The organism is Clostridium sp. CAG:221 (assembly GCA_000435835.1).
Lineage (GTDB): Bacteria > Bacillota > Clostridia > Clostridiales > Clostridiaceae > Clostridium.
Genome location: FR883384.1, coordinates 30899 through 52389, shown reverse-complemented (window position 1 = coordinate 52389; position 21491 = coordinate 30899). Strand labels below are relative to the sequence as shown.

Sequence of the window (21491 nt, the reverse complement as noted above, 5' to 3'; positions counted from 1 at the left end):
CATTTACTAATTAGTTTGCTATCATATTTTTCTTATAGTTTTCAACTTCTTTTTCTTTTCCATTATTACTTTCCTTGACTCTTCCGTTGGATATATTATATAGTATGGAATTAGCTGCAATAAATAACACTCCTAATTGTGGAGCATACAAGCTACAATCTACAAGTCCTTGAATTATCACCATAACATTTAAAGCTGTTAATAAACATACATAATGATCGTATTTTTTATATATCCTCAGCAAATCACTAAAAATCTTAAGCTTAATAAATAAATATATACTAAAAGCTAGGATTCCTCCAGAAACTAAAAAAGTCAACCAAACATTATGGGAATGAATTACATTTCCATTATTATACATAAATTCAATTCCATGTTCTAAGGTTCCTAATGCTCCCCATCCTAACAACGGTTTAAGTAAAAACATTTCAATTGAGCCAAACCAAATATCATATCGAGAACCAAAAGAAGTTCTCACTTCCTCTATTACGGTTATTGAATTAATGCTTTTTTGTAAAAATACAAATGCTAATATTATAAATATAATGGTAACAATCATTATAATACACTTCTTAGTTTCTTTATTTTTCTCCACTAAAAAATAAGCTCCTATAGATGATAATAAAGCAATGAAGGCTCCTGTTGATTCTGTAAGTAATAATGAAGAAATCATAAGTACCAATAAAAAATTTAATTTTTTATTTTCAGCTTTATCATTGCAATTATATTTTAAAAAAAGGGCTATTAATATCATGCTGCCAAACCATGCACCTGTCATATTAGGATTTCCATATGTACTAAATATTCTATGGGTGGGTTTTCCCATAATAATAAATACTATCTTTTCTACAATACCAATTACTGATGTTAAGGCTGATAAGTTTAATAACAACCTTAAAGCATCATCTATCCTTTTTTTTGATATAAAATATTTTTGACTTAATATTGATACCCCTATATAGGTCAATATTAAAAAAGATCCAGCTATAGATATAATGCTTTTATTTATCACACCACTAAATAAAAAGCATAAAAAAAGCAAAATCAAACCTATAGTTAGATAATTTTTAAGCACCTTTGCTTTTTTCTTATATATGAGGTATATCCCATATATTCCAGGTATAACTGCCGTAAAAGGTGATAATATTACCATTAAAACAAATAAATTCATAATAATCACCATTAAGATATTTTTTTTGAAAATAAGCTAATTAATTCTTCAAAATAATATTCTTTAATTCCTTATTGTTTTTGGTATTTACTTTTTACTTACTAATATTATTAACCTTTAAGTGTAAATCTATAATTATTTTATATATAGTTTTTTATCTTTGGTTAAAAATAATAAAGGTTTAATTACAATTTTCTTTATAATTAAACCTTTTTATGCTTTATTTATTATATTGTAGAATTATAAACTTAGTCTTTATACCTTGTTCTGTGAACATTCTTTCATGTTCTGTAACTACATTTCCTTCAAATCCACTGTTATGTAAATCCCTTGTGATAAATTTTGTTTCCAAATTACATTCTTTAAAGTATTCTAAAGATTCATCAAACAGCTCATCATCATCTGTCTTAAACCAGATTTCTGAACCATCCTTTAAAAATTTTTTATATTTTTCAATTTGTCTAGGATGAGTAAGTCTTCTTTTTTTATGTCTATCTTTTGGCCATGGATTACAGAAGTTAATGTATATTCTACTTATTTCATCACCGTCACCTAACATGTTATCAATTATAGCAATTTCTTGTGACATTAATGCAACATTATCTATTTCTTGCCCCTTTTTCTCATAAGCTGCTTCAATATTTCTCTTAGCTAACACTAAAACTTCATCTTTTATATCTATAGTAATATAGTTCTTATCAGGATTTTCTGAACTATGAACAGCCATGAATGTTCCTTTTCCACATCCTAATTCCATGTATATAGGCTTATCATTGCCGAAAAACTCTTTCCATCTTCCTTTATACTCACTTGGATTTTGTATAAAGAACTTACATGCCTCTAATTCTGGTCTAGCCCAAGGCTTTTTACGCATTCTCATATTTTTTCACTCCAACTTCCATCTATAATCAATAAATTCCTTCTAACTATTCCTTGCTATAAATTAATTATACAGATTTATAGACTTATTTCAACAACAAAAGAAAGTTAGACTTTATAAAATACTTCTATAAACATAGAAATATTAATCTAACTTTCTTTATACTATATATTCTAACTATTATATTTTTCTACTAGTTCTTTAAAATCATCATTTTTAACGCTTATATATTCTCTGAAACTCTTATTACTTTCTTTTAAAATATTAGATAGTTCTAGCATAAATTTAGGTATATCTCGTTTTAAAATTTCTCCATATTTTTCAGCTAATCTAACTTCATTTGCTTTATGACTTCCATCAACAAATAACTCAAAACATTCTAATAATTCATTATCTACTCTTTTTTTCTTTCCAGCAAAACCTATTGCTCCAATTTCTTGAGCACCACAAGAATTTCCACATCCTGATATATATACTTTTGGAAGATACTTAGTATCTCCTTTATTTTCTTTTACATAAGTAATCATTTCTCTTAAAGTGTCTTGACTATCACAAATTCCTATTTGGCAAGTTGGTACACCTATACATGAAATACTTTGTTCGAAATCACTTTCTCCACCCATATCTTTAGTAATTTCTAAAAGATCTTTAGCTTCAACTCCATTAAGGTTTCTAAAATATATTCCTTCTGTTTTAGATAATCTTATCTCTGGTGATTCACATGTTTCCAGTATCATTATTATCTCTTTTAAATTTTCTAATGCTATTTGCCCTCCAACTGGATGTAAATATACACTATATAACCCTTCTTGCTTTTGCTCAATTAATCTATTATCAATAATATCAACTTTTATACCTTTTTTTGTATTTTTAATTTCTTCAAACTCTAAACTTAATCCACCTTTAGCTTTAGCTGCTTCCACATGTTTCTTATAACATTCTATAAAACCTTCTTCACCTAATTTTTCAACTATATATCTAATTCTTGCTTTACTCTTATTTTCATAATTACCTTCTGAAATAAAGAAATCTACCATTCCTTGAACGTAGTATAAAACTTCATTTGCATCTATTAATTCTGGATAAACTAACGCTTTTTTAGGATTTCTTCCTAGGCCTCCCCCTACATATACTCTAAAGCATTTTTTCCCTTCATTATTTACAGCCATAAATCCTAAATCTTGAACTGTACAACATGCTGTATCCTCTTCTGAGTTAGAAAATGCTACTTTTATTTTTCTTGGTAATTTATATGAAGTTATTCTCTTCATAAAATAATTATCACAAGCTATAGCATATTGAGTTACATCAAATGCTTCATTTTTATCTACTCCAGATAAAGGAGATAGTGCTACATTTCTTGGATAATTTCCTCCAGCACCTCTTGTAAAAATATTATAATTTAATGCCTCTTCCATTAAGCTACATGTATCATCTATAGTCAATCCATGATATTGAATAGATTGGCGTGTTGTAAAATGCAAATATTCTACTTCATATTTATTAGCCCATTCATATATTTTCTTTAATTGATCTAAGGCTATAACTCCAGAAGAGGTCCTAAGTCTAATAACAAAATCTTTTTGATTTCTTTGAGCATATACTCCAAATCCGCATGATATTGATCTAAAATCCATTTTTGACATATTCTTATTTAGAAATTCATACCCATTTTCTTTAAAAGGCTCTATTTCACATAATATCTCTTTTTTTATTTCTTCCATTGCTTCACCTCATACTAATCTTTTCTATCTTTACTATGCCTTCTTATTTAAATAAATATTCAAAATATATTATATATTGTTTTCATATTTCTACAATATTTTTTTATTTTTTATTATATTAAAGAAGTAAAAATTTTATAAATCCCATTGATTTTTGTAATTTTTTTCTATAAACTTAACTTAAGTAAACATATACATAAATTAGGAGTATAATATGGAAAAAGAAACACAACTTGATTCTGAAATATCAATTAAAGAAAAATTCAAAGCTTTATCTCCCAAAGAAAAATATAGCTATATATGGGAATATTATAAAATTCATATAATTATTACATTACTTTCTATAGTAGGACTAGCTTCTTTCATTCATACAATGATGACTAAAAAATCTACTTACTGTACCATAACTTATTATAATTCTTATATAGATGAAAATCAGTTATACTCCCTTAGGGCTACACTTAATGATCTACTTATTGAAAATCCTGAAAAGTCAACAATACTTATTAATCCTATCTGGAGTGACTCAAATACTGGATATAGATTAACCCCTACTGAAGAAATCGCTATAAAAATAGCTGCTAAAGAAATTGATCTTGCCATTGTTAATGAAGAATACTTCAATGCGCAAGTATCACAAGATATGTTTGAAGATATCTCCACTATAGATGGTTTTGAAAACTTAAATATTCCAGAAGAACTGCTTGTTAAAGCTTCTGACTCAAATGATACTGAAGGTATATATGGTATTAAAATAGATTCTTTAAATTTACTTAAAAAGATTGACTTTCCTTCCAAGGATAATATCCTTACAATCATTGTTAACTCCGAAAGAAAAGAACATGCCATGGATGTTTTAAATGTATTAACGAAATAAACAGCCTGTCGCTTTAAATACAACAGGCTGTTTTTAATTAAAATATATCTATTTTTTAAAGATGTTTTTAAATCCTTTTTTGTGTGGAATTTCAACATTATCTGGTTCTTCTCCACAAGCTTCCATAAATGCTTTTAATGCTTCTACTTGCTTTTCATTTAAGTTCTTAGGAATATCAACTACAACTTTTACGTATTGATCTCCTCTGCCTGAACCATTTACTCTTGGAACTCCCTTTCCTTTTAATCTGAAAAGTGTACCTGATTGTGTTCCTGCTGGAACAGTATATTTAACATCACCATCTACTGTAGGTACTGTTATTTCACATCCCAGTGCAGCTCTAGACATAGATATATGAGTATCTATATAGATATCATTTCCACGTCTATCAAACTTGCTAGATCTAGCAACATTGATTCTTATATATATATCTCCTGGAGGCCCTCCGTTAGCACCATGCTCACCTTGTCCTCTAAGTGGTAATACATTTCCAGTATCAACACCAGCTGGTATCTTAACAGTTATCTTTCTGCTCTTTCTTACTTTACCTTTTCCTGCACATGAATGACAAGGTTCTTCAACAACAGTCCCTCTACCTCCACATCTATCACATGTAGATGTAGTTACAAAGTTTCCTAATGGAGTTTGTCTTTGAACTCTTACCTGTCCTGAACCATTACATGTTGGACATGTTTTTGGAGATGTTCCAGGTTTAGCTCCTGATCCATGGCATTCTTCACAGTTTTCACTTCTATTAATTGTAATTTCTTTTTCAACACCAAATACAGCTTCTTCGAATGTTAAATTTATAGTGTACTCTAAATCAGCACCTTTAACTGGTCCATTTCTTCTTCTTGATGAACTTCCTCCACCGCCAAAGAAACTTTCAAAAATATCTCCAAAGCCACCCATATCATTGAAGTCAAAACCACCAAATCCACCTGCGCCAAATCCACTTCCATCAAAGTCAGCTGATCCAAATTGATCATATCTTGCTTTCTTTTCAGGATCAGAAAGTACTTGATAAGCTTCATTTATCTCTTTAAATTTAGCTTCTGCTTCTGCATTTCCTTGATTTTTATCAGGATGGTATTTAATAGCTAGCTTTCTAAAGGCTCTTTTTATTTCATCTTCACTTGCACCTTTTTGAAGGCCAAGCACTTCATAATAGTCTTTACTTGCCATCTACAAATGTCACCACCTTATTACAAATTTACCTTTATATAATAACATCATTATAATAATAATTGAATACTGTACTTTTAAAAAGGGAAGACGACTTTTGTCTTCCCTCAAATTAATTTAATTATTTATCATCTTTAACTTCAAAATCAGCATCTACTACATTATCATCGTGAGCTGCACCAGCACCTGCATTTGCTCCCCCCATGTTGTTTGGATCAAATCCTTCAGCACCTTGTTGTCCTCCAGCTTGTGCATACATCTTAGAAGATATAGCATAGAATTCTTGATTTAATTCATCCATAGCCTTCTTAATTGCTTCTAAGTCTTCACCATCTTTGATAGCTTTTAATGCATCTAATTTAGCTGTAACTTTTGCTTTATCATCAGCAGATACTTTATCTCCTAATTCTTCTAAAGTTTTTTCAGTTTGATATACTATTTGATCAGCATTATTCTTAACTTCTATGTTTTCTTTTCTCTTCTTATCTTCTTCAGCAAATCTTTCTGCTTCTTTTACTGCCTTTTCTACTTCTTCATCTGAAAGGTTAGTTGAAGCTGTAATTGTGATGTTTGCTTCTTTTCCTGTTCCTTTATCTAAAGCTGAAACTTTAACTATACCATTTGCATCTATATCAAATGTTACTTCGATTTGTGGGATTCCTCTTGGAGCTGGAGCAATTCCTGATAAAGTAAATCTTCCTAAAGTCTTGTTATCAGCTGCCATTTGTCTTTCACCTTGAACTACGTGAATTTCAACTGATGTTTGACCATCTGCTGCTGTTGAGAACACTTGGCTCTTCTTAGCTGGGATAGTTGTATTTCTTTCAATTAATGGTGTAGCTATACCACCCATTGTTTCAATACCTAATGTTAATGGTGTAACGTCTAATAATAATACGTCTTTAACTTCTCCTGTTAATACACCTGCTTGTATTGCAGCACCTACAGCAACACATTCATCTGGGTTAACTCCCTTAGATGGTTCTTTTCCTGTAAAGTTCTTAACTGCTTCTTGAACTGCTGGTATTCTTGTTGATCCACCAACTAAGATAACTTTATCTATTTGGCTTATTGAAAGTCCTGCATCAGCTAAAGCTTTCTTCATTGGTTCAATTGATCTTTGAACTAAGTCATGAGTTAATTCATTAAATTTAGCTCTAGTTAAGTTTAAATCAATATGCTTTGGACCTGTTGCATCAGCAGTGATGAATGGTAAGTTAATGTTTGTTTGCATTGAAGATGATAATTCAATCTTAGCTTTTTCAGCTGCTTCTTTTAATCTTTGAAGAGCCATTTTATCATTTCTTAAATCAATACCATTTTCAGCTTTAAAAGTTTCAGCTATATAATCCATGATTTTCTTATCAAAGTCATCTCCACCAAGCTTAGTATCTCCATTTGTTGATAATACTTCAAATACACCATCACCAAGTTCTAGGATAGATACGTCGAATGTACCACCACCTAAGTCATATACAAATATCTTTTCACTGTGTTCTGTTTTATCTAATCCATAAGCAAGTGAAGCTGCTGTTGGTTCGTTTATTATTCTTAATACTTCTAATCCTGCTATTCTACCAGCATCTTTAGTTGCTTGTCTTTCAGCATCATTGAAGTAAGCTGGAACTGTAATAACTGCTTGAGTTACTGGCTCACCTAAATAAGCTTCTGCATCAGCTTTAATTTTTTGAAGAATCATAGCTGATATTTCTTGTGGTGAATATACTTTATCATCTATATGAGTTTTATGATCTGTACCCATTTCTCTCTTTATTGATATTATTGTATGATCTGGATTAGTAATTGCTTGTCTTTTAGCAACTTGACCTACTAATCTTTCTCCGTTAGCTTGGAATGAAACTACTGATGGAGTAGTTCTAGCTCCTTCTGAGTTAGTAATTACAACTGGTTCTCCACCTTCCATAACTGCTACACATGAATTTGTTGTACCTAAGTCAATACCTATAATTTTTCCCATAATTATTTTCCTCCTAAATTTCTATCTATTAAATTTAAACTAATTTGCTACTTTTACCATTGAATATCTTATTACTTTGTCACCTTTTTTGTATCCTTTTAAGAATACTTCAGCAACAACATTTTTATCATAGTTCTCATCTTGAATATGCATTACTGCTTGATGCATATTAGGATCAAATCCCTCTTCAACACTTATTTCTTCAACACCAAGTTTTTCAAGTGAAGTTTGGAATCCCTTAATAGTCATCTCAATTCCTTTTTTCAAATCTTCAACGCTTCCATCAACTGCTAAAGCTCTTTCAAGATTATCTACTGTTGGAATAACTTCTTTTAATACATCTACACATGCATCTGCATATATTCCTTCTTTTTCCTTGGCAGTTCTCTTTCTGAAGTTTTCATATTCAGCTGTAATTCTTAACAATCTATCTTTAAATGCTTCAACTTCTTTTGAAAGTTTATCATTTTCTTCTTTTAACTTTTTAACTAAAGCTAAATCATTTTCTTCATTGTTTTCAGCTTCATTAACTTCTTCAGTAACTTCTTCAGCACTTTCTGCTCTACCTTCTGTTTCATCAATGATTTCTTCATTTAAATCTCTATTTTCTTCCATTCAATACACCTCTTCTCGCATTACTCAAGACTCTGATTTCTTAAACTTTTATTTAATTCTTTTATTACTTGAGCCATTATTGAAATTACTTTAGAATAATTAATTCTCTGTGGTCCAATTAAACCTATATTACCAATTGGTCTTCCACCTAAACAATATTCTGCTGTTATAACAGAACAATCTTTGGCTTCGGGAATATAATTTTCATCTCCAATCTTTATGGTAATATCACCACTTGGCTCTAGCAATTCAATGACACAATCTTTATTACTTATAAGCTGAAGCATATCTTTAACTTTTTCAATATCGTTATATTCTGCATAATTGAAAAGATTTGTAGTTCCTTCAACTAATAAATCTGATTTTGTACTTTCATTTAAACTCTTATATAGAGCTGGAAGTATTGCATTAAATAAATCATCAAACCCTTTAAGTTCTTCCTTTATTTCATTAATAATCTGTAGATTTATTGCATCTATTGTAAGATTCTTCAACTTAATATTAAGAACTTCGTTGATTCTATTTAATTCATTTTCCATAGGCATATGTGATACCCTTATTCTATGATTTTTTATAACTCCACTATCTGTAACTATTACAGCTACTATATTGGACTTATCGATACCTATAAGCTGTATCGATACTATCCTGCTTCTTTTCATGGAAGGAGTTTCCACTATACATGTTAAATTAGTTAACTCTGATAATAACACACATGCTTCTTTTAATACCTTATCAACTTCATACATAGCTGAATTAATAATATATTCCTTAATTCTAAGCTCTTCTTCTCTTGTAAGCTGCTCCCTCTGCATCAATTGATCTACATATAATCTATAGCCTTTGCTAGAAGGGATTCTGCCTGCAGATGTATGAGGCTGCTCTAAATATCCCATCTCCTCTAAGTCGGCCATTTCATTCCTAATAGTGGCAGATCCTATACCTAAATCGTATTTTTTAGCTATTGTTCTTGATCCAACAGGTTCACCTGTCACAATATAGTCGTTTATAATGGCTTGGAGTATTTTAATTTTTCTATCATCAATAGACAATCTCATCACCCCTATTGTTAGCACTCACTAACCTCGAGTGCTAATGACTACAATATCAATATATTCTTATTCGCTTTTTTTGTCAATTTTATATTTTCTCATATTTTGTTATGTATTATTTTTTCATTTAAAATAATACAACTTTTCTCTATTTTTCTTTAAATTACTCTCGTTTTCTACTCAATCTATTTTTCCAATATAAAGTCTGACATAGCCTCATTTGCTAAACTTATTCCTTTTACTGTAAGAGATAATTTATCATCTTTCATTTGAAGAAGTCCTCTTTTAATATTTTTCTCTATTACATTTCCATATATACTGTCTATATTAGTGTTAAACTTTTGCTTAAATTCCATTTTACTTACACCTTCATTAAGTCTTAATCCCATAAACATATATTCTTCCATTTCATCTTTAATGGTGTTTTTATATCTATCAACTTCAACACTTTCATTATTTTGCATTTTTTCTATATAATTTTTTACATTTGAATCATTAACAATTCTGAATCCATCTATATATGAACTAGATGACGAACCTACTCCTATATATTCTTTAAGTTTCCAATAAACTTTATTATGTTCACATTCTCTTCCTTCTAAACTATAGTTAGATATTTCATACTGATGATAACCACCACTACCAAGTACATCTTTTGTTAGCTTATCCATCTCTCTTTCCTCTTCTTCAGATGGTAGATTTAATTTATCCTTCATATGCAATGTATAAAAAGCAGTACCTTCTTCTATGATAAGGCTATATGCTGATATATGCTCTGGCTTTAAACTACATATCTTTGCAAGAGTATCCTTCCATAAATCCACTGTCAAATTTGGCAGACCATACATAAGATCTACGTTTATATTATTAAAACCTAGCTTCCTAGCTAATTTATAATTTTCTACAAATTCTTCATAAGTATGTATTCTTCCTATTACTTTAAGGAGCTCATTATTACATGACTGCAAACCAAAGCTTATTCTATTTATTCCACCATCCTTCATGGCAATAAGCTTTTCCTCATTAACTGTACCTGGATTACATTCCATGGTAAACTCCATATTATCTGCAAACTGAAGCTTATTTACTGTTTCAAGGAGCTTTTTAATTTCATGTACTTCTAAATATGAAGGAGTTCCTCCACCAATAAATATACTTTTTATTTTGTATTTCTGACACTTATCTAATATCTCTTTACATAAAGCTTCTATATAATCTTCCCTATACTTCTCCTTTCCTGAAAAAGATGGAAAATCACAATAAAAACACTTCTGTTTGCAAAATGGTATATGTATATATAAACTTGTTTCCTTCATTCTTATTCCTCCAAATTTTTATAGCACTATAATTTTCTTTTTAACGCATTAGTAACGACGTATATAAGAAGTGGCTAATTTATTAGTATCCCATATGATAAAAATTTTATAATTTTCTAAGCGTAAAAAAAATAATAGCCACTTACACTATGGCTATTATTATATATTACTTTATGAAACTATACTATTTTAAATTAATACTGCTTTTTTATATCCTTTTTTCATTACATAGCTTCATTTTGCTATCTTCCTTTACTAAATAGCAATTCATTGCTATGAAAGCTATAACACACAGCATACTACAAAGCAAAAAAGAAGTTCCTAATGAATAATCAGCAACTAATCCTATCAGCGGGTTAATAGCTGCAGAAACCACACTACCTATTACAGAATATATGGATAAAATCGTTGCCCTCTCTCCGGTGGTTACAGACTTATTTTCTATCTCCATGACTATTGGTGCAAACAATGCATCACTTAGTGAAATACTCATTACCGAAATAACACTTACCACTGCTGATGTTGTTCTCCACAATATCAACGTTGCTACTAAAATAATTAAATATAATATATTTATATATTTTCTTTCACCTAAGATTCTTTTAAAGTAATATGATTTCCCTGTAATCAAAGATATTATTTGAGAAAGAGCTAATATAATACCAAATTTTTTTACGTCTATGCCACAACTAATATATTTATTTTGATTTAAATATACGGTTATGCCTTGTACGATTTTAATCCCTCCATTTTCAGTAGCACAAATAAACCTATAAAAAATATAGGTATTTTTCCTTAATGAAGTTTTTAAATTGGTCTAAACATATATTTATCTCTCCTTTATATTTCAACCTAATTTTACTATTTTTATAAAAAAGATGCAACAATCATATATTATAAGCATAAAAAGCCATACCAAGGAACTTTTCTTGATATGGCTCTTCATTGCCGCAAATAAATTTTTCAAAATAATGCAAAACTCAATAATTAAATCTTTATATTATTATATTTCTATAAAGTCCATATTAATAACATTATTCTTAGTAAAATGTCTTTGAGCTTCTTTTATATGCACATGTATTATTTCATTTTCAAATTTAACATCTAAGTCTTTGCAATAATCAGTAATAACAATATATTGTTCTAATAGATTACTTGAAAGAAAGATAGGTATTATCTGTCCATCTTTTCTTCTAAGTGTTCCAGTTACTAACCCCTTATTCCTTAGTTTCTTACCTTTAATTCCTACATCCCTAATACTTAATTCCAGCATAAAGCTTTTCTACCTATAAAAATAATTTTCTATATAATATACTTGTTCCAATGATGAATTGTGAATTATCAATGATGAATTACAGAACACTATTAATTTTTTCTAAACTCTGTGAGTTTATTCCTTAATTCATCATTCATCACTCATCATTCATCATTAAAAAAAAAGCTAGAGATTTTAAAATCTCCAGCTTTTTTACTAGTCTACTTTTAGTACTGCCATGAATGCTTCTTGTGGTACTTCTACAGATCCCACTTGTCTCATTCTCTTCTTTCCTTCTTTTTGCTTTTCTAAAAGTTTCTTCTTTCTTGAAATATCTCCACCATAACATTTAGCAAGAACGTCTTTTCTCATAGCTTTAACAGTTTCTCTAGCTATAACTTTAGATCCAATTGCTGCTTGTATTGGAACTTCAAACATTTGTCTTGGAATTATTTCTTTTAGCTTTTCAGCAATTCCTCTACCTTTATGGTAAGCTCTTTCTTTAGGAACTATCATTGATAAGGCATCAACAACATCTCCATTTAATAATATATCAAGCTTAACAAGTTCAGTAGTAGTATATCCTTTAAATTCATAATCAAATGAAGCGTATCCTCTTGTTCTTGACTTTAATGTATCGAAGAAATCATATACTATTTCATTTAAAGGAATTTCATAGTTAATAGAAACTCTTGTTGTTTCAAGATATTCCATATCTATATAAACTCCTCTTCTTTCTTGGCATAAATCCATTATAGCTCCTACATACTCTGTTGGGGCAATAATTGATGCCTTAACAATTGGCTCTTCCATATAATCTATCTCTGTTGGTTCAGGAAGATTAGTAGGGTTAGTAAGTTCAATTGTTTCTCCATTAGTCTTAGTAACCTTGTAAACAACTGATGGAGCTGTTGTAATAATATCTAAATTGAATTCTCTTTCAATTCTTTCTTGAATTATTTCCATATGAAGAAGACCTAAGAATCCACATCTAAATCCAAATCCTAATGCTATAGATGTTTCAGGTTCAAAATCTAAAGCAGCATCATTAATTTGTAACTTTTCTAATGCTTCCTTTAATTCATCATACTTAGCACCATCTACTGGATATATACCTGAATAAACCATTGGTACAGCTTTTTTATATCCTGGAAGTGCTTCTGCTGTTGGACGATCTGCTTCTGTTACTGTATCACCAACTCTGGCATCTGCCACATTTTTGATAGATGCTGTTATATATCCAACATCTCCTGCACTTAATCCATTTATAGGCATTAATTTAGGCGTAAATACCCCTACTTCAGTTATGTCATAAACCTTATTTGTTGCCATAAGCTTTACTTTTGTTCCTGGCTTAACTTTACCATCTATTATTCTTACATAACATACAACACCTTTATAGCTGTCATAGTATGAATCGAAAATAAGTGCCTTTAATGGTGCATCTTCATCTCCATTTGGTGCTGGAATCTTTTCTACGATTGTTTCTAAAACATCTTCTACGTTTAATCCAGTCTTAGCAGAAATCATTGGAGCATCTTCTGCTTCAATACCAATAACATCTTCAATTTCTTGCTTTATTTCATCAGGTCTAGCTGATGGTAAATCAATCTTATTTATTACTGGTGCTATTTCTAAATCATTATCTAATGCTAAATAGCAGTTAGCTAATGTCTGAGCTTCTATCCCTTGTGCTGCATCTACAACTAATATTGCTCCTTCACAAGCAGCTAAACTTCTTGAAACCTCATATGTGAAGTCTACGTGTCCTGGAGTATCTATTAGATTTAAGATATACTCTTCTCCGTTTTCTCTTTTATAGATAAGTCTAGCAGCTTGAGATTTTATAGTAATTCCTCTTTCTCTTTCAAGTTCCATATTATCAAGAACTTGTTCTTCCATTTCTCTTTGAGTAAGAGTTCCTGTCTTTTCTAATAATCTATCTGCTAATGTTGACTTACCATGGTCAATGTGTGCTACAATTGAAAAATTTCTAATTTTTGATTGTCTATTGCTTGTCATATATAATAACTACCAAAATTAGTAGCTTCTTCACCCCCATTATATTAAATCAGAGTAAATTATATCATAAATTATCCTGTCAGTGTCAAGATTCTTGGTTAATTAACAAATTAATCTATATTTTTAATTTTGTTCTTTAAACCATTCTATGAAATCATCAACAATTATGTCAATTTTACTTTTACTTTTTTTATTCTCCTCTGTATTTTCTGTTATTTTTTCTAAAGTATTCTCTATCTTAGAAATTTGCTTAATAAAAAAATTTCCTATGGATTTAATTTTTGTTATAAATATATTATTTTTGGTGAACTTTATTTCATTTTTTCCAATTTGAACTTGTGCAGTATCCTCTTCTTTATTAAGATATATTTTTATATTGGCCTTATCTTTTATAAACTCTGAAAAATCTTCACCAAATTCCTTTGTAACAATTTGATAATTATCAATGGTATTACCAAATGGAGATAATGCTTCTGTATTTTTGATATTTACGATAATACAACCTATCATAACCATAATAAAAAGGATTGTGGGAATTATCCCCTTCTTAAGCATAAAAATGCACCCCTTATTGTTTTTAACGCAATTATAGCGTTTTTACCATTTAAAGGATGCACATATTTTAAATTCTTTATTCAAATTAATTGGAATTATTTATATATTCAGCTATTATTCTAGCAATATATTTAGCTGTATTCTTAGCTTCTTCCACAGTATTTCCTGCTGAACCATCTTCAATAATAATCATATTATCGCTTAAACCTAAATTAAATGTTCCATAACTTGTATTATATAAAAATATTCCTTGGTATTCCTCTCTCACAAGGCTTGGAAACAACCTTCTACTAATGGATAACATATTATTAGCAACAATTTGATTTTGTTCAAGCCTAGGGCTACTTTCACCAAGAACAAACATAAATTTAGCTAAAGATTGATTATTTAAGTTAGCAGCAATAAGATTTTTATTTTCAGATGAATCTCTATGCAAGTCTATGATAAGTTTAAAATCTCCATATTTATCTAAATAACTTTGCACTGTTTCCTTGGATCTAAGATAACACCCTATATATTCAGTGTCATGAAGGGTTTTATCATGGATTGTGGCAATTCCATATCCATTTTCAAGTTCACTGGCCAGTACATCTCCTACAGCTGCAACTGTTAACTCCTCATTATCACTTCTAAAATTAGCCGCTGCCCCTACTTCACTAAAAGCTTCATGGGCATGAGTATGATATATCAAAACCTCTGGACTTGCAATATTTAAAGTTTTTTTTAACGCTTCGTTATAAGCATCTGACTCTCCACTATTAATTTCCTCTTCAGTTACTTTAGATATACTTCCATCATCTATTTCATAAGGATTAATATGGCTATTGGTGTTACTCACTATTTCTCTTACTGGCTTTGAACCTCTATATATCATATCATCTGCTTCAGAGAATATGTTTAATTCACCGGCAACAATGGATATGGAGTTTAATTTATCTATTCCTGCTGCTTTCATAAGTATGTTTTTTATGCTTAAATCGTTTTCTGCATAGTCAGTTTTATCATATACTGACTCCTTAACTATGGGCATAGAATAATTTAATAGTTCTACATAAGCGTATCCGCCTCTCTCATTATAGCTGTTCATTACAGCTATACATCTAAAAAAAAAGATAATAAAAAATGCTAGCATAACAGCCAAATCTATACTTAGTTTACTTCTTTCATGATGGTCTTTTCTATTATTTGCAATTCCCTTCATAATATAAGTTCACCTCTCTTATTTATCTATATGTCTTGGTGAACTACTTATTCTCGTTGCTTACCTTTAATTTTCATTTATATATTCAGCAATTACTCTTGCCATATATTTAGCTGAAAGCTTTGCTTCCGTAGCAGTATTTGCTATTGAGCCATCCTCTAAAAGTATAATATTATTGCTTAAATTTAAATTGAAAGCATTTATACCAGAATCATAAACAAAAATATTAGTGCTTCTAAGAAGACTTGGGAATAATCTATTAATAATTTCTATGAGCTTATTATCAAGCTCAGTATTGCTAGAATAATTTCTGCTGTTTCCAGCTACCACAAACATCACCTTGGCAACTGTTTCACCATTAATCTCTGTTGTAACAGCCTGCCTATTACTATTTGAATCTCTATGTAGATCTATAATAAGTTTAAAATCACCATACTGGTTTAAATAAGAACTTACTGTTTCATTAGATCTACCATAGCAATCATTATATGAAGTATCATGGATAGTCTTGTCATGGATTACAGCTATGCCATACCCCTCTTGTAATTCCTTTGCAAGAACATCTCCAACGCCAACCACATTATAATCATTGTTATCTGTATTATAATTATATCCTTCATCTACATTTCCACCATCATAATAGCTTTCATGGGTATGTGTATGATAAATAAGTACTTCTGGATTAGCTTCATCCAATGTTTTCTTTAAGCTTTCATCATATGCTGGGCTTTCTTTGGCTATAGCTTCCTTTTCTTCTTCTGTAATCATAGCAACACTATTTGATTTGATTTCATAAGGCTGTATGCCACCATTATTAGCTACTGCTCCTGTAATATTATCATTTATTTGTGCAAATACTGACAATTCATTATTTACAATATCCTGAAATCTTAAATTAGATAACCCAAATGATTGTAAAATAACATTCTTTATACTTAAATTGTTTTCCGCATAATCACTGGCATCATAATTTAACTCCTCCACCACCGGCATACAAAAATTCAATAACTGAACGTAAGCATATGCGCCTCTTTCCCTATAATTATTTAATACCACTATACATCTTATACAAAAAAATACAGCTATAATTAGAATAACCACTATATCAATGCTTATCCTGCTCCGCCCTCTTCTATTTTCACCTCCATGAAAAACATAACTCATTCATAACTCACCTCACTTATACATTTATATGTTTAAGTGACATAATTATTACAAATGATACTAGTAAATATCTATATTATTTTAATTTAAAAATTTATTTATTTCTTCCATTTCCATTTCTGGCTGTACTGCTATATTTATTCCATCAGCTATTATCTTAGCAAGTGATTCAATGATAGTATCTATATCTTTTGGTGTTACAATCAATTCTCCTACAAATGGTGTTAATATTTCTCTTATAAGCATTTGTTTTTCATTTTTATCCACCTTTTGTAACATAGAATAAAAATCTTTTCCACTTTCAACTTTTCCTATAAGATCATCAAGTACCATATCTATGGTGTCATTAGCTATGGTGGCAGCATCCACAACTGTAGGCACTCCTACTGCTAATACTTTTACCCCTAAACTCTTTTCATTAATTTGCATTCTATTATTTCCAACACCAGCTCCTGGAGAAATTCCTGTATCGCCTATTTGAATAGTTCTATTGACACGTTCTAACTTTCTTGATCCTAAAGCATCAATACATATAACCAAATCTGGTTTAATTTTTTCCACTACTGCTTTAACAATTTCACCGGTTTCAATTCCTGTTATACCCAGTACTCCTGGTGCCAATGCACATACTGATCTTACATAATCCTCTAAAGCATCTGGCATAAGTTCCTTTATATGTCTTGTTACCATTATTTTTTCTACTACTTTAGGACCTAAAGCATCTGGAGTAACATTCCAATTTCCAAGTCCAACTATAAGCACTAATTTATCTTTAGTAACATCTGCCAACCTTTTAAGAACTTTACCTACTACCATAGATAACTCATTCATACATTCACCATCATAGCTTGTAAATTCCGGAAAATCTATAGTGATATAATGACCTTTAGGCTTTCCTAACTCCTTACCTGCTTCATCACTTTCTATGGTCACTGTAGTTACTTTTATATCGCCCTCATTTTCCTCATCTACCTTAACTCCGTCAAGTTCTCTCTTATTTTCTTCAGTATATGCTTGCTTCGCTTCTATGGCTAAATCTGTACGTATACTTATCATTATTTTCCCTCCTATTTTTACCTTTTTTCACATTTACAAAATTATTTTCCCAAATTACTTTTAATTTCATACTTGAACTTCTAAACTTTCAATGATATAATATGATTTGTTGAAAATGAACTCGTACGCAGATTTCCCCAAAAAACTGCAAGAGGCCCTATAAAAATTTAAGGGGGTGAATTGAATGGCAAACATAAAATCAGCAAAGAAGAGAATCAAAGTTACTGAAACTAAAACTGCTCAAAACAGAATGATAAAATCAGCTTTAAAAACTGCTATAAAGAACTTTGAAGCTGCAGTAACTGCTAACAACGCTGAAGAAGCTAAAACTTCATTCGTTAAAGCATCTAAGTCTTTAGACATGGCTGCTCAAAAAGGTGTTGTTCACAAGAACATGGCTGCTAGAAAGAAGTCAAGATTAGCTGCGAAATTAAACGCTATGGCGTAATCAATAAGGAGTCGGTGATTTTTAATCACCGACTATTTATTTATATAAAAAATCACCTTTTATTCAAAGGCGATTTTTATATAATATTCACTTTAGATATCTAGCTCCTTAAGGCTTCCAAAGGTATTTTTTATGTCATAAGCAATCTTATACGTGGAATTTCCTTTTAAAATATTTCTCGTTGTATATGACTTGATTTTATCATATTTTTCAAAGATACTTCTTGCCTTATCAATATCATTATAAACAAGCCAATAACCACATCCTAAGCATTTTTTATTGCTACAATTCATAAAATCTTTTACATCTTCTATAGGAAAGCCTAAAAAGACCCCTAACTCATGAGGACATTTAAATTTATTGTACCTATTCTTAAGCATGTTTATATATTTATTAATTTCATCAGAAGGTTCGTAACCTATATTTAATAAAAACTCTTTATTTTCTCTTTTAAATATATGCTCCTTAAGATTTTCCTTATTATAAACAAGTATGATAAGCGATTCTTCACCTTCCCTAAGCTCCATATGCTCTAACTCTATATCCTCCAAAAAATCCCTTCCATATTTTATCCATTTTCCATATATATTATTTCCACTTTTCTTTAAAGTTATTGTTGCTGATGGCTTGGCTCCTGAAATTACCAGAGAGGCATTGTAAATTAGAAATTTCTCAATGCACTCTCTTTCTGTTAAATTGTTTAAACTTTTGTAAAATTGTATCTTTTCCATAAAAAACTTATGCCTTTGCTATAGCCATGCCAAATGCTAAACATTCTTCACAATTATCTTCAGGTTCATTTTGAACTATTAGTCCATCACTTATAAGCTGACCTCCATAAGATGTAATTCTATCTTCAAAATCTCTCATCCACTGTCCATCTCCCCATCCGTATGAACCAAATAAAGCCACCTTTTTTCCTTTTATCTTTGCTGCTATACTTTCAACAAAAGGTTCAAATTCACTTTCCTCTAGGATTTCATCTCCCATAGCTGGACATCCTAATATAACTACATCTTCATTGTCAAAAACTTCATTTGAAGCTTCTGATACATTTATTAGCTCAGCTTCCTTACCTCCTTTAACTATTCCATCAGCAATAACTGATGCCATCTTTTCTGTATTTCCTGTTCCTGACCAAAAAACTATTTTCATATTACCACCCTCCTAATTATTAATGATATTCATTCTCAATTAAATGTTATATTATCTAGATTTATTTGTCAATAATTTATTGCTAATAAAAATAGATCATATATTTTTAAAAGATTTAACTTTAATTAAAATAAAAAAGATGTACTAGGCTTTAATATATCCACCTATTACATCTTCATCTTTAAACACTTTTTCTCTATATCTTACTTAGCTAAGAAAGTTTTAAATAGCATAAGCTCCATTTCTGTAGATTTATCCCCTGAGGATGATTTTAACTTATTTTCTGTATCAACGCATATTCTAATAAATTGTCCTAACTGCTTCAGTGAAAATTTATTGGCTTGATTCATAAGCTTTTCACAAACAAATTGTGGTAGCCTATACTTGCTCATAAAATAATCTGCTCTCTTTCCTTTGCTCATATAAATTTTAATTTCATATAACCTTTTAAAATGATTTTCAATGGTTGTTATTATAAGAATATGTTGATCTGCCTTAAATAATAAATCATCTAACAAATCCAAGGCCTTATCAACCTTCTTATTGGAAATATACTCTACTAAATCAAAAACATCATCTTCACTTTTATTGGCAATAAGCTTATCTATATCTTCTTTTTCAATTTCCCTACCATATGTATAAGCACATAATTTATCTATTTCTCTTTTTATTATATCGAAATTATTTTGCACCTTTTCAGCAAAATATCTTACTTGTATTTTTCCTATATTCTTTCCCTTTTCCTTAAATATATCTTCTATCTTTTTGTAATACTTATCCTTCTTAAGCTTATCACAATGAACTACCTTAATATATTTATCAAGAGTTCCTAGTTTTTTATTTTTTTTAGGAGTATCTCTTTTATCATTAAATAAATAATACATTATTAGCACAGTATAAGGCGGAAGATTTTTTACATACTTAGAAACTTCTGAGTATACTTTAGCTCCTTCTTTATCAGCTTTATCTTTTAAAAAGTTAGCTCTATATACAACAACAACTTTTTTGTCACCAAAGAAAGGCATAGTTTCACATGCATTTTCTATATCATTAAAAGTAGTAGTTAAGCCATCTAGTCTTTCGTAATTTAAACTCATAAATTCATCAGGTACTACCTTCTTTACAAGAGCATTAACATTTTCTTTTATAAGTTCTTCATCTAAACCGCAAAAAACATATCCTGAACCTATGTCACCTTTTTTTAACTCGCTTTCAAAACCATCTATAGTAATCAATAAATTATTACACTCCTATCTTCTAGATATTATAATATCCTTTACTATCCATACATCTTCAATGTCGCCTTTTGTAAAATCAATTATTTCATAATTATAATTTATTTTATCATAATTAATCTTAAGTAGACACTGTTCTTTCTTTGTCTTTAATATATAATTTTCTCCACTTCTCTTTATATAAACCCCATCTTTTATTAAAAACTTTTTAAAATCATTATTTAACGTTTTTTCACATAAGGTTATCTTTTTTAGCTTATCATTGTCCTCTCCTTCATTATACTGAATAAGTGCCCTTCTCCCCCTAAAACTTATTACCATTGCACCTTCATTATAATACTTAATATTAACTACAGGGCTATACACCATAATAACCACATAAATAAATACTATAATTGGGTAATATATAAATTGCTTATATCCCTTTTTATAAAAATAATATGTTATGAGCATGGCAATATAAAAATAAGCAGCTCCATAATAAATATAAAATATATCAATTGTGATTTTATCAAAAAAATTCATAATATTATCCATTAAAATTATAATATATTTACTAACAAATAAAATATAATTAAAAACTATTGGAATCTTTAAAAATA

General features: G+C 29.6%; 20 protein-coding genes and 1 pseudogene. 2 read left to right on the top strand and 19 right to left on the bottom strand.

Annotated features, from left to right (window positions below):
- Positions 1–10: 10 nt before the first annotated feature.
- The 3 genes from Q5O44_RS04460 to Q5O44_RS04450 form a co-directional block, all read right to left on the bottom strand.
- Positions 11–1171, bottom strand: a complete 1161-nt coding sequence (locus Q5O44_RS04460; protein ID WP_022167191.1) for an O-antigen ligase — start codon at positions 1169–1171, stop codon at positions 11–13.
- Positions 1172–1391: 220 nt separating this feature from the next.
- Positions 1392–2051, bottom strand: a complete 660-nt coding sequence (gene trmB, locus Q5O44_RS04455) for a tRNA (guanosine(46)-N7)-methyltransferase TrmB (protein WP_022167190.1) — start codon at positions 2049–2051, stop codon at positions 1392–1394.
- A gap of 173 nt (positions 2052–2224) precedes the next feature.
- Positions 2225–3775: a nitrite/sulfite reductase gene (locus Q5O44_RS04450; protein WP_022167189.1), complete on the bottom strand. Its 1551-nt coding sequence runs from the start codon at positions 3773–3775 to the stop codon at positions 2225–2227.
- A 214-nt stretch (positions 3776–3989) separates the two neighbouring features.
- On the opposite strand from Q5O44_RS04450, the gene Q5O44_RS04445 reads away from it, so the two are divergent.
- Positions 3990–4652, top strand: a complete 663-nt coding sequence (locus Q5O44_RS04445; RefSeq protein ID WP_022167188.1) for a hypothetical protein — start codon at positions 3990–3992, stop codon at positions 4650–4652.
- A 48-nt stretch (positions 4653–4700) separates the two neighbouring features.
- Here the strand turns inward: Q5O44_RS04445 and dnaJ are convergent, their stop codons facing one another.
- The 12 genes from dnaJ to gpr form a co-directional block, all read right to left on the bottom strand.
- Positions 4701–5837: a molecular chaperone DnaJ gene (gene dnaJ / locus Q5O44_RS04440; RefSeq protein ID WP_022167187.1), complete on the bottom strand. Its 1137-nt coding sequence runs from the start codon at positions 5835–5837 to the stop codon at positions 4701–4703.
- A gap of 121 nt (positions 5838–5958) precedes the next feature.
- A complete protein-coding gene (dnaK, locus tag Q5O44_RS04435; RefSeq protein ID WP_022167186.1) occupies positions 5959–7815 on the bottom strand; it encodes a molecular chaperone DnaK in 1857 nt (618 codons plus the stop codon).
- A gap of 39 nt (positions 7816–7854) precedes the next feature.
- Positions 7855–8430, bottom strand: a complete 576-nt coding sequence (gene grpE, locus Q5O44_RS04430) for a nucleotide exchange factor GrpE (RefSeq protein WP_022167185.1) — start codon at positions 8428–8430, stop codon at positions 7855–7857.
- 20 nt (positions 8431–8450) lie between these two features.
- A complete protein-coding gene (gene hrcA / locus Q5O44_RS04425; protein ID WP_291661656.1) occupies positions 8451–9482 on the bottom strand; it encodes a heat-inducible transcriptional repressor HrcA in 1032 nt (343 codons plus the stop codon).
- Positions 9483–9667: 185 nt separating this feature from the next.
- Positions 9668–10798 (bottom strand): radical SAM family heme chaperone HemW, encoded by a 1131-nt coding sequence (gene hemW / locus Q5O44_RS04420; RefSeq protein ID WP_022167183.1) that lies wholly within the window; start codon positions 10796–10798, stop codon positions 9668–9670.
- Between the two features lie 208 nt (positions 10799–11006).
- The gene (locus tag Q5O44_RS04415; protein ID WP_302637395.1) at positions 11007–11312 is read right to left on the bottom strand and encodes a hypothetical protein; all 306 of its coding nucleotides are present in this window, start codon (positions 11310–11312) and stop codon (positions 11007–11009) included.
- Positions 11313–11801: 489 nt separating this feature from the next.
- On the bottom strand, positions 11802–12071 hold the full coding sequence (locus Q5O44_RS04410; protein ID WP_022167181.1) for a hypothetical protein: 270 nt from the start codon (positions 12069–12071) through the stop codon (positions 11802–11804).
- Positions 12072–12269: 198 nt separating this feature from the next.
- A complete protein-coding gene (gene lepA / locus Q5O44_RS04405) occupies positions 12270–14075 on the bottom strand; it encodes a translation elongation factor 4 (RefSeq protein WP_022167180.1) in 1806 nt (601 codons plus the stop codon).
- Positions 14076–14198: 123 nt separating this feature from the next.
- Positions 14199–14630, bottom strand: a complete 432-nt coding sequence (locus tag Q5O44_RS04400; protein WP_022167179.1) for a hypothetical protein — start codon at positions 14628–14630, stop codon at positions 14199–14201.
- Between the two features lie 85 nt (positions 14631–14715).
- Entirely contained in the window at positions 14716–15831 is a 1116-nt protein-coding gene (locus Q5O44_RS04395; RefSeq protein WP_022167178.1) for a stage II sporulation protein P, read from the bottom strand.
- 66 nt (positions 15832–15897) lie between these two features.
- Positions 15898–16995, bottom strand: a complete 1098-nt coding sequence (locus tag Q5O44_RS04390) for a stage II sporulation protein P (protein WP_022167177.1) — start codon at positions 16993–16995, stop codon at positions 15898–15900.
- Positions 16996–17076: 81 nt separating this feature from the next.
- The gene (gene gpr / locus Q5O44_RS04385) at positions 17077–18051 is read right to left on the bottom strand and encodes a GPR endopeptidase (RefSeq protein WP_022167176.1); all 975 of its coding nucleotides are present in this window, start codon (positions 18049–18051) and stop codon (positions 17077–17079) included.
- A gap of 184 nt (positions 18052–18235) precedes the next feature.
- Between gpr and rpsT the strand changes: the two genes are divergently transcribed.
- A complete protein-coding gene (rpsT, locus tag Q5O44_RS04380; RefSeq protein ID WP_022167175.1) occupies positions 18236–18499 on the top strand; it encodes a 30S ribosomal protein S20 in 264 nt (87 codons plus the stop codon).
- A 92-nt stretch (positions 18500–18591) separates the two neighbouring features.
- Here the strand turns inward: rpsT and Q5O44_RS04375 are convergent, their stop codons facing one another.
- The 4 genes and pseudogenes from Q5O44_RS04375 to Q5O44_RS04360 all read right to left on the bottom strand — a co-directional run.
- The gene (locus tag Q5O44_RS04375) at positions 18592–19230 is read right to left on the bottom strand and encodes a DUF3793 family protein (RefSeq protein ID WP_022167174.1); all 639 of its coding nucleotides are present in this window, start codon (positions 19228–19230) and stop codon (positions 18592–18594) included.
- A gap of 7 nt (positions 19231–19237) precedes the next feature.
- Positions 19238–19654, bottom strand: a complete 417-nt coding sequence (locus Q5O44_RS04370) for a flavodoxin (protein WP_022167173.1) — start codon at positions 19652–19654, stop codon at positions 19238–19240.
- Positions 19655–19857: 203 nt separating this feature from the next.
- A complete protein-coding gene (gene holA, locus Q5O44_RS04365) occupies positions 19858–20889 on the bottom strand; it encodes a DNA polymerase III subunit delta (RefSeq protein ID WP_022167172.1) in 1032 nt (343 codons plus the stop codon).
- Positions 20890–20904: 15 nt separating this feature from the next.
- Positions 20905–21491, bottom strand: a pseudogene (locus tag Q5O44_RS04360) (hypothetical protein); the annotation flags it as partial.